Source organism: Cetobacterium somerae ATCC BAA-474 (genome assembly GCF_000479045.1).
GTDB classification, from domain to species: Bacteria; Fusobacteriota; Fusobacteriia; order Fusobacteriales; family Fusobacteriaceae; genus Cetobacterium_A; species Cetobacterium_A somerae.
This window is the reverse complement of the sequence record NZ_KI518140.1, coordinates 23212-33983: the sequence shown is the minus strand read 5'-3', so window position 1 is coordinate 33983 and position 10772 is coordinate 23212. Positions and strand designations below refer to the sequence as shown.

The following is a 10772-nucleotide window of genomic DNA, read 5'->3' as shown; positions in this document are numbered from 1 at the left end:
GGTCGAAGGTTCGAATCCTTTTCTAGGCACCATTTGAAACTTTACACTCTTAATAAGAGTGTTTTTTTTTACTTTATTTTTTCTGTATAATTGGTATTAAAAAAAGCTGCTTAAAGCAGCTTTTTTTATCTATCATACTTTATATATTTTAATACTTGAATTATTAATGTTGGTATAAATGCTAACACTGTCATTTCTCCAAAATTCATTACACTTAAATCAGATACTGCAAACATTTCATGGAATGACGGAACTAATAAAACCATATATAGTAATGCTGCTCCTAATAAAAATGCGTATATACTAAACATATTTTTTATTACTCCTAATTTTATTACAGAACCGTTTCCTCTACAATTAAACCCGTGGAATAATCTTCCTAAACATAGTGTTGAAAATGCCATTGTACTTCCTAAACCAACATCTCCTTTTGCATATCCTAAATAAAATGCAACCATTGTTACAATTGCAATTAACATCCCTTCCATTAAAATTCTTCCTGATAATTTCTTATCTAGTAAAGGAGCATTAGCTTCTCTTGGTTTTTCATCTAACACATCTCCATGAGAAGGCTCCATTCCTATAGCAATTGCTGGTAAACTATCTGTCAATAAATTTATAAATAAAAGGTGTACTGGTGCAAATATTACAGGTAATCCCATTAAAGAAGCATAAAATACCGCTAAAATTCCAGCTGTATTTCCAGACAATAAAAATCTTATTGAATTTTTTATATTCGCGTATAAATTTCTTCCAGTTACAACTGATTTTATTATTGTAGAGAAGTTATCATCAGTAAGTATCATTGATGCTGCATCTTTCGAAACTTCTGTTCCTGTTATCCCCATAGCTATTCCTACATCTGCCTTCTTAAGTGCTGGAGCATCATTCACTCCATCCCCTGTCATAGCACAAATTTTCCCTAATTTTTGCCATGCTGAAACAATTCTAATTTTATGTTCTGGTGAAACTCTTGCATAAACAGATATTCTTTCTACATGCTTCATAAGCTCTTCATCACTCATTTTTTCAATTTCAACACCGTTTAAAGTTTCATCTCCATCTTTATATATACCTATCTCTTTTGCAATAGCCTTAGCTGTAACTTTATAATCTCCTGTTATCATAACTGGTTTTATTCCAGCTCTTATACAATTTTTTACTGCTTCTTTCGACTCTTCTCTTGGAGGATCAATCATACTAATCAACCCTATAAAGATAAAACTATCTTCATCTGAAAATTCTAAATCCCTTACTATTTCAATCTCTTTCATTGCAAAAGCTAAAACTCTTAAACCATGCTCTGCAAAATTTATATTTGCTTTTTTAATATTTTCTATATCAGAATCTGATATTTTTTCAATATTTCCATCCTCTCTCAATATATATTTAGCTTTTTCTACAACAACATCTGGAGCACCTTTAGTTATTAAATAAGTTTTTCCTTCAATCTCGTTTAAAGTACTCATCATTTTTCTATCTGAATCAAATGGTAACTCTTTCAATCTAGGATATTTATTTCTAATTTCAACTTCTGCTAAGTTATATTTATGTCCTACATTCACTAGAGCAACTTCAGTTGGATCACCAATCTCTTGTCCATTGTTATTTACTGCATCACTACATAATATAGCACTTCTTAAAAGTCCAATCTCAATTTTTGAATTTAAATCAATTTTTTCAGATTCTACCACTTTACCATCTACATAAAGATGTTGAACTGTCATCTTGTTTTGTGTTAATGTTCCTGTTTTGTCAGAACAAATTACAGAAACACATCCTAGAGATTCTACTGAGTGAAGCTTTTTTATAATAGCATTCTCTTTAGCCATCTTTTGAGTCCCAATTGCTAAAACTATTGTTACTATAGATCCTAAAGCTTCTGGAATTGCAGCTACTGCTAAAGCTACAGCAAACATTAATGAATCTAATATATTTATTCCTCTAGCTACACTCATAAAAAATACAACTATACATAACACTATTATAGCAATTGATAATTTTTTTCCAAATTTCTCCAATGACTTTTGTAATGGTGTCATTGCATCCTCAGTTTCATCCAACAAAGATGCAATTTTTCCTAACTCTGTCTTCATTCCTATCGTTGTTACTAAAATCTTTGCTCTTCCATAAGTTACTAAACTTCCTGAAAAAACCATATTTTTTTGATCTCCTACTGTTAGGCCGGTTGTATCTATAGTTTGAGATATTTTCTCTACACTTTCAGACTCTCCTGTTAATGAACTCTCATTTACCATTAAAGAATGAGTTTCTAAGACTCTACCATCACTAGGAACAACATCCCCAGCTTCTATTAAAACTATGTCTCCAGGAAGCAATTCTGATGAGTTTATCTCTTGCTTTTGACCGTCTCTTATAACTTTAGCTTTAGGAGAAGACATTTTCTTTAAACTCTCCAACGATTTCTCTGCTTTTAAATGTTGAACAGTACCTAAAACTGAGTTCATTATAATTACTGCTAAAATTACTATTGTACTTTCTTTATTTCCAGAAATAAATGAAATTGCTGCTGCAACTAATAAAATTATTACTAAAAAATCCTTAAATTGCTCTAAGAAAATCGCTATTGCAGTTTTCTTTTCTTTACTGTTTAGTACATTTTCTCCATACTCCTCCTTTAGTTTTTCTAAATTCTCTTTTTTCAATCCTAGTTCAGAAGTGTCAAAATACCCTAACAACTCCTCTTTACTTTTCGAATAAAAATCCTTCATAGATTTCCCTCCATATAATTTTATATTTTTAATTATTTACCGACTTAATAGATATTTTCATTTTTCAAAAATAAAAAAAGACTTTCAGTGTAGGTTAAAACCTACACTAAAAGTCTTGTCACCTTTTTTAGGCGTATAGTACCAGATTTTTTCAAATCGAGATGTTGACACTATACTTTTGACTACTCCCTTTGAGTATATCTTTATCTTTAATATTACTTAATGAAGTTTATACTTTTTTTTTATATTTGTCAACTTTTTTTATATTTGTGCTATATCAAATACATCTAAGTCCATCTTATCAACATTTAACTCTTGAACTTTTATTATTGCATTTAAAGTATCTATCGAAGTTAATACCTCTACCCCATATTCAATAGCTGTTCTTCTTATTTTAAATCCATCTCTTTGAGCATCATTTGCCTTAGTTGGAGTATTTATTAATAAATCTACTTCTCTATTTTTTAATAAATCTAAAATATTTGGTGATTCTTCATTTATTTTTCTTACTGCTGTTGCTTCAATTCCTTTTTCTGCTAAATACTTTTGAGTTCCCTCTGTTGCAAACAGTTGACACCCTAAGCTTTTAAGTGATTTTGCAACTGGTAAAAATTCATCTTTGTCCTTATCTCTTATTGTTAAAAGAACTTTTCTATTTCTTACATTTTGAACTCTTCCACCACCTAAAAGACCTTTAAATATAGCTTCATCTGCTGTATGTCCAACTCCTAAAACTTCTCCTGTAGATTTCATCTCAGGTCCTAATGAAACTTCAACTCCTGATAATTTCTCTGTTGAGAATACCGGAACTTTAACTGCAACTACAGATGGCTTTTTATAAATACCAGTTCCAAATCCTAAGTTTTGAAGTTTTTCTCCCATTATTACTTTTGTTGCTATATCAATTACTGGAACTCCAGATATTTTTGCTATATAAGGTACTGTTCTTGATGATCTAGGGTTTACCTCAATTACATATAATTCATTTTCGTATGCTATAAACTGGATATTCATCATACCTTTTATTTTTAATTCTTTTGCAATTTTTCTTGTAATCTCTTCAATTTTCTTTTCTGTCCCCTCATATAAATTTTGTGGAGGATATATTGTTATTGAATCTCCCGAATGTATTCCAGCTCTTTCTAAATGCTCCATAACTCCTGGTATTAAAATATCTTCACCGTCACATATTGCATCTACTTCTACTTCAATTCCATTTAAATATTTATCTATTAAAACTGGATTTTCAGGATCTCTTTCAAACGAAGCTTTTAGATAATTTACAAGATTGTATTCATCGTGACAAATCTCCATTCCTTGTCCACCTAGAACATATGAAGGTCTTACTAAAACTGGATACTGTACTTCTGCTGCTATTTTCTTTCCAAGCTCAACGTCCCATACAGCTTTACCTTTTGGTCTTTTTATATCTAATTTTTCCATTATATCTTCAAACTTTTCTCTATCTTCTGCAGCATCAACCATCTCTGCTGAAGTTCCAAGTATTGTAACCCCTCTATCTCTTAAGTCATTAGCTAATTTTATTGCTGTTTGACCTCCAAATTGAATGATTACTCCTGCTGGTTTTTCCTTATCAATGATATTCATAACATCCTCTGTTACTAATGGTTCAAAGTAAAGTCTATCTGCAGTTGAGAAGTCTGTAGATACTGTTTCTGGATTGTTATTTATAATAATACTCTCTATTCCCATATTTCTTAAAGTTTTTATTGAGTGAACTGTACAGTAGTCAAACTCTATTCCTTGCCCTATTCTTATTGGACCAGATCCTATTACTATAACTTTCTTTTTATCTGTTACATCAACTTCATCAAATTGATCATATGTTGAATAAAAGTATGATGAATCCGCAGCAAACTCTCCTGCACATGTATCAACCATTTTATAAACTGGTTTAATTCCATAATCTCTTCTTTTTCTAGCGATATCTTGTTCTGTTACATTTAGCAACTGAGCTATTCCTTTATCTGAGAATCCTTTTTTCTTAGCATTTTTTAAGAATTTTTCATCTAAATCTTTAAGCTCCATCTTTTTCATTAACTCTTCTTGCTTTACAAGCCACTCTAATTTTTCCATAAAGAACTTATCTATTCCAGTTAATTTCTGTAACTTTTCCTTTACATATCCTCTTCTTAACATCTCAGCAACAACGAAAATTCTTTCATCATCTGGTCTTACAACTATCTCTTTTAATTCTTCCATAGTCATTTTCTCTACCACAGGATGCTCTAAATTATATCTTCCAATCTCTAATGATCTTAGTCCTTTTAAAAATGCAGCTTCAAAGTTATTTCCAATAGCCATAACCTCTCCAGTTGCCATCATTTTCGTACCTAGTCTTTTATTAGCCTTCTTAAATTTATCAAATGGCCACTTTGGAATTTTTACTACTATATAATCCAATGCTGGTTCAAAACATGCAAAAGTTTTTCCAGTTACTTCATTTACAACTTCATCTAATGTATATCCTAAAGATAATCTTGTTGCAACTCTTGCTATAGGATATCCTGTAGCCTTTGAAGCTAACGCAGATGATCTAGAAACTCTTGGATTTATTTCAATAATTGCATATTCAAATGATTTCGGATGAAGAGCGAACTGAACGTTACAACCTCCAACTACACCTATTTCATTTATTATTTTCAATGCTGATGTTCTTAGCATTTGATACTCTCTATCTGAAAGTGTTTGAGATGGTGCAACAACTATAGAGTCTCCTGTATGGATACCAACTGGATCTATATTCTCCATATTACAAACAGTTATACAGTTTCCATCTTTATCTCTGATTACTTCGTATTCAACCTCTTTCCATCCTAAGATTGATTTTTCAATTAGTACTTGTCCAACTCTTGATAGCTTTAATCCTTTTAATAAAATGTCTTCTAACTCTTGAGGGTTATCAGCAATTCCCCCTCCTGTTCCCCCTAGAGTATACGCTGGTCTTACAACAACTGGATATCCAATCTCTCTTGCAACTTTAAACCCATCTTCTAAAGTTTCAACTATTTTACTCTCTATTGTAGGCTCTCCAATTTTATCCATAGCCTCTCTAAATAGTTCTCTATCTTCTCCTCTTTTTATAGATTCAATAGATGTTCCTATTACTCTTACATTATACTTTTCAAGTATTCCTTTATCATTTAATTCAACTGCCATGTTTAGAGCTGTTTGCCCACCCATTCCAGCTAAGATAGAATCTGGTCTTTCTTTTGCAATTACTTTTTCCACAAATTCTGCTGTAATTGGCTCTATATATATTTTGTCTGCAACTGCCTTATCTGTCATTATTGTTGCTGGGTTAGAGTTTATTAATACAACTTCTATCCCCTCTTTTTTTAAAGTTTCACATGCTTGAGTTCCTGAATAATCAAACTCTGCTGCTTGTCCTATTATAATTGGTCCCGATCCTATTACCAGTGTCTTTTTTATCGATTTATCTAACATTATACGCCTCCTACAAACTCTACTTAAATAACCTCAAAAATTATCCCTCTATTACTTTTAAAAAATCATCAAACAGATATTCTGAATCAGCTGGTCCTGGCCATGCTTCTGGGTGATACTGTACACATAAAATTCTATGCTCTTCACTTCTCATTCCTTCGATAGAGTTATCATTTAAATTTATATGTGTTACTTTCATTGATTCAGGTACTTTATCTACAACATAACCATGATTTTGTGATGTTATAAATATTCTATTTTTTTCTAAATCTTTAACTGGATGATTACATCCTCTATGTCCATACTTTAACTTTGTTGTTGTTCCACCTAGTGCCCAAGCTAATAACTGATGCCCTAAACATATTCCAACAATAGGTAATTTTCCAACTAATTTTTTTATTTCGTTTATTACTCCAGTTAATTCTGCTGGATCTCCTGGTCCATTTGATAAAAATACTGCATCTAAATCATGTGATAATAACTCTTCTGCAGTTACATTCCAAGGAAATACAATTTGATGAACTCCTCTTTTTTCAAATGATCTTAATATATTTCTCTTAACACCGAAATCTATTACTCCTATTCTTTTTCCAGGTCCAGGAATCTCATAAATCTCTTTTGTACTAACTTTTTCTACAGCGTCACTATTATTAAATTTTGCAAAATGCTCGTCTATCTCTTTTTGAGTTAAATCTTTTGAAGTTATTAGAGCTTTCATTGCTCCTTGTTCTCTTATTATTTTAGTTAGATGTCTTGTATCTACACCTTTAAATCCAACTACATTATATTGTCTTAAAAATCCATCTAATGTCATTTCACATCTAAAGTTATTTGGAAGCTTTGCGTCCTCTTTAATTATAAATCCTTTTAACTTTATTCCGCTAGATTCCATATCCTCTAAGTTTATTCCATAGTTTCCAACCATTGGATAAGTCATAACAACAATTTGACCATAATATGATGGATCCGTAAGTAACTCTTGGTACCCTGTCATTCCTGTATTAAATACAAGCTCTCCAACGCTTTCACCTAATTCTCCAAAAATTTTTCCATCAAAACTCATTCCGTTTTCAAGAATTAACTTCCCCTTCATCTAAACCTCCTAAATTTTTTGCATAAAAAAAGGAATATGAAAATCATATTCCTTATCTATATAAATATTAAAATTAAAAACTAATAAATTTAAAAACATAAATAAATTATTAATAAATGAAATAAATAAATTTAAAAACGACAAATAGTTTTTCTTTTTTTTCTTAATTTTTGTGCCATTTTTAAAAACCATATTCCATCCTCCTTTTTTTTGCTCTGAGAAAGAGTATATACTAATTTTAAAAAGTTGTCAATTTTTATTTTTTTACTCTTGATATATTATGGTTTACGTTGTAATATTACTACTGAAAAATCATACACATAAAACGGGAGGTTTTTTATGGATTATAAAATCGTTACCAACAATAATAAAGTTTTCAATTTTTTCAAAGAAACAGATAATGTAGTTTATTTAGAAGGATATAACATTGAGAAAGTTCTGAATTTTATTGAACAAAAATGTTTAGAAGGACATAGATTATTAAGTGATCCTATTTTATATAATTTAGAAAATCTAGATAATCCTTTTAAGTCAATTTTAATAACAGATAAACAAATTGAGGATAATACTCACTCTATTAAAATAATTGTTGGTGTTTTAGATATTATTAAAAAAGTTAATTTTACACCTAAAGAAGCTCAAGATGAAATCTCTTTAGAAGAGTTCAGATTTGTTGATTTAAACTTAATTAGAGATAGTATCACAAAAATTAGTTTACTTTAAATTACGCTATTTTGGATAGGATTAAGCCCTATCCATTTTTTATTTTTTTATATAATTTTAGTCTTTATTATTGTATAATAAAGTAAAACATATTTGGAGGAAATATATCATGGAGCTAATTATTTTAACTGGACTTAGCGGCTCTGGAAAGTCCACTGGTTTAAAAACTTTAGAAGATTTAGGTTTTTTTACAATGGACAATATTCCGTTTCGATTTGCAGGAGTAATTTTAAAAGATTTAAAAAATTCTACTAAAGATAACGGCGTAAAGCGAATTGCTTTAGGTTTAGATATTAGAACAATTATCAACGAAAATGATTTCAATACTTTTTTTAACGAAATTGATAATTTAAATATCGATTATAAAATAATCTTTTTAGAAGCATCTACACAATCTATTTTAAATAGATACAATTTAACTCGAAGAAAACATCCTCTAACAAAAGAAACACTTTTACAAAGTATCGAGGACGAAATTTTTCTTATGGAAGATATTAAAGATAAAGCTAATCTTATTATAGATACTAGCTTTTTAAGCGCTAAAGAACTTTCTAGAAAAATTGAACTTGCTGTAGCATCTTTTTCAAAAAATATTCTTTTAAATATTCATTTACAATCATTTGGTTTTAAACATGGAGTTCCCATTGACGCTGATATGATTTTTGATGTTAGAACTCTTCCAAATCCATATTACTTAGAAGAACTAAGAGAAAAAACTGGATTAAATGATGAGGTTTATGATTATGTTATGAGTTTTGAAACCTCAAGAATTCTTTATGATAAAATTTTAGATTTAATCACTTTTTTAATTCCAGGTTATATAAAGGATGAAAAAAGACACTTAACAATAGGAATTGGCTGTAGTGGTGGAAAACATAGATCTGTTTCATTTGTTAGAAAACTTGAAAAAGATTTAAAAAATATTAGTGAAGTTAACATTTTTTCTATTCATAGAGAAAATGAGAGAGGAAATTGGTAAGATAATATGATGACTATTTTTAATAAAGAGATTCCAGACAATCCTGGAGTTTACTTGATGAAAAATAACTCTAAAGTTATATATGTTGGTAAAGCTAAAAATTTATCTAAAAGGGTTTCCTCTTATTTTAATAGAGATCACCAAGATGAAAAAACTAAAGAGCTTGTCAAACATATTGATGACTTAGATTTTATAATCTGTAATACAGAAATCGACGCTCTAATTTTAGAAAATAATCTGATAAAAAAATATTCTCCCAAATATAATATTAGTTTAAAAGATGAAAAAACTTATCCTTATTTGTTAATTACAAATGAAAATTTTCCTAAAATATCTATCGTTAGAACTACTAAAAAATTGAATCTTAATTTAGGTGATTATTTTGGTCCATATCCTTATGGTGCATGGAATTTAAAAAAAACTCTTTCAAAATTTTATCAAATTAGAGATTGTAATAGAGATATGGAAAGAATTTATCCTCGACCTTGCTTAAAATTTTATATGAAACTTTGCAGTGGTCCTTGTGTAAATAAATCTATCGTCTCTCAATACCAAGAAAATATAAAAGATATAAAAGAAATTTTAAAGGGAAATACTAAAGCTATTTTAGAAAAACTTCAAACTCAAATGACTCATGCTGCTGAAAATATGGAGTTTGAAAAAGCTATTTTTCTTAGGGAACAAAGAAAAGAGATTGAAACAAATATTCAAACTCAAATAAGCGATGCCAATAACTCTATTGACGAAGATATCTTTACATTTAATCTTGAGGATAATAAGATTTTTTTATGTGTTTTAAATATTCGAGATGGAAAAATTTTAGGTAAAAACTTCCATGTAATTAATTTAGAGCATAAATTTTATGATGATATTTTAGAAGAGATTCTTATGATTTATTACTCGAAATTTCCTATTCCCAAAAATATTATTTTCCAAGAAAATTTAGAAAATTTTCAAGATAAAATTAATACCTTATTTCAAAATGTTTTTAATAAAAAACTCTTTTTCTTCTTTCCTAAAATTAAATCTAGAAGAAAAGAGTTATTAGATATGGGATTACTTAATTTAAAAAAAGATACTGATAATTTCTACAATAAAAAATCGATTGTTGAAAAAGGATTAAATGATCTTTATATAAAATTAAAGTTAAAAAGATTTCCATTTAAAATCGAATGTTTTGATATTTCTAATATTCAAGGTAAAGATGCTGTAGCTTCAATGAGTGTCTCTGTAGAAGGACGTAAAGCTAAGAAGTTTTATAGAAAATTCAAAATTACAACTAAAGATACTCCTGACGATTTTCAAATGATGAGAGAAGTTATTGAAAGAAGATATAGTAAACTTCCTATTGATGAATTTCCTGATATTATTTTAATTGATGGTGGTCTTGGGCAGATTAATGCTGTTGGTGAAATTTTAAAAGGAATTGGTAGGGATGGAGTATCTGAACTTCTGAGTATCGCAAAAAAAGAAGAGGAAATTTATAAATATACAGAAAATACACCATATATATTTTCAAAAAGTGATGAAGCATTAAAAATCTTACAAAGAGTTCGAGACGAAGCTCATAGATTTGGGGTTACTTACCATAGATTACTTAGAAACAAAAGAGTTATCTCTAGCGAACTAGATAACATACCTGGAATTGGTCCTAAGAGAAAAGAACTTCTCTTAAAAACTTTTGGATCTGTTAAACAAATAAAAAATGCTACTTTAGGTGAACTTGAAGAAATAATTCCAAAACACCTAGCCTTAAAAATAAAGGAGATGATTTAAT

Annotated in this window: 7 protein-coding genes; 3 read left to right on the top strand and 4 right to left on the bottom strand. The window is 29.2% G+C overall.

Annotated elements, in window-relative coordinates; translation table 11 throughout:
* Nucleotides 1-125: 125 nt before the first annotated feature.
* The 4 genes from HMPREF0202_RS06470 to HMPREF0202_RS06455 all read right to left on the bottom strand — a co-directional run bounded on the left by HMPREF0202_RS06470 (nucleotide 126) and on the right by HMPREF0202_RS06455 (nucleotide 7485).
* A complete protein-coding gene (locus HMPREF0202_RS06470) occupies nucleotides 126-2732 on the bottom strand; it encodes a cation-translocating P-type ATPase (RefSeq protein ID WP_023050181.1) in 2607 nt (868 codons plus the stop codon).
* A 261-nt stretch (nucleotides 2733-2993) separates the two neighbouring features.
* Nucleotides 2994-6200 carry a carbamoyl-phosphate synthase large subunit gene (carB, locus tag HMPREF0202_RS06465; protein ID WP_023050180.1) on the bottom strand — a complete coding sequence of 1069 codons (3207 nt, stop codon included), beginning with the start codon at nucleotides 6198-6200 and terminating at the stop codon, nucleotides 2994-2996.
* A gap of 40 nt (nucleotides 6201-6240) precedes the next feature.
* The gene (locus HMPREF0202_RS06460) at nucleotides 6241-7293 is read right to left on the bottom strand and encodes a carbamoyl phosphate synthase small subunit (protein ID WP_023050179.1); all 1053 of its coding nucleotides are present in this window, start codon (nucleotides 7291-7293) and stop codon (nucleotides 6241-6243) included.
* A 9-nt stretch (nucleotides 7294-7302) separates the two neighbouring features.
* Nucleotides 7303-7485 carry a hypothetical protein gene (locus tag HMPREF0202_RS06455; RefSeq protein WP_023050178.1) on the bottom strand — a complete coding sequence of 61 codons (183 nt, stop codon included), beginning with the start codon at nucleotides 7483-7485 and terminating at the stop codon, nucleotides 7303-7305.
* 147 nt (nucleotides 7486-7632) lie between these two features.
* Between HMPREF0202_RS06455 and HMPREF0202_RS06450 the strand changes: the two genes are divergently transcribed.
* The 3 genes from HMPREF0202_RS06450 to uvrC all read left to right on the top strand — a co-directional run bounded on the left by HMPREF0202_RS06450 (nucleotide 7633) and on the right by uvrC (nucleotide 10771).
* Nucleotides 7633-8016 carry a GrdX family protein gene (locus tag HMPREF0202_RS06450; protein WP_023050177.1) on the top strand — a complete coding sequence of 128 codons (384 nt, stop codon included), beginning with the start codon at nucleotides 7633-7635 and terminating at the stop codon, nucleotides 8014-8016.
* Nucleotides 8017-8125: 109 nt separating this feature from the next.
* Nucleotides 8126-8995 carry an RNase adapter RapZ gene (gene rapZ / locus HMPREF0202_RS06445; protein WP_023050176.1) on the top strand — a complete coding sequence of 290 codons (870 nt, stop codon included), beginning with the start codon at nucleotides 8126-8128 and terminating at the stop codon, nucleotides 8993-8995.
* A 9-nt stretch (nucleotides 8996-9004) separates the two neighbouring features.
* Nucleotides 9005-10771 carry an excinuclease ABC subunit UvrC gene (gene uvrC, locus HMPREF0202_RS06440; RefSeq protein WP_040406656.1) on the top strand — a complete coding sequence of 589 codons (1767 nt, stop codon included), beginning with the start codon at nucleotides 9005-9007 and terminating at the stop codon, nucleotides 10769-10771.
* The last annotated feature ends 1 nt before the right edge of the window (nucleotide 10772 follow it).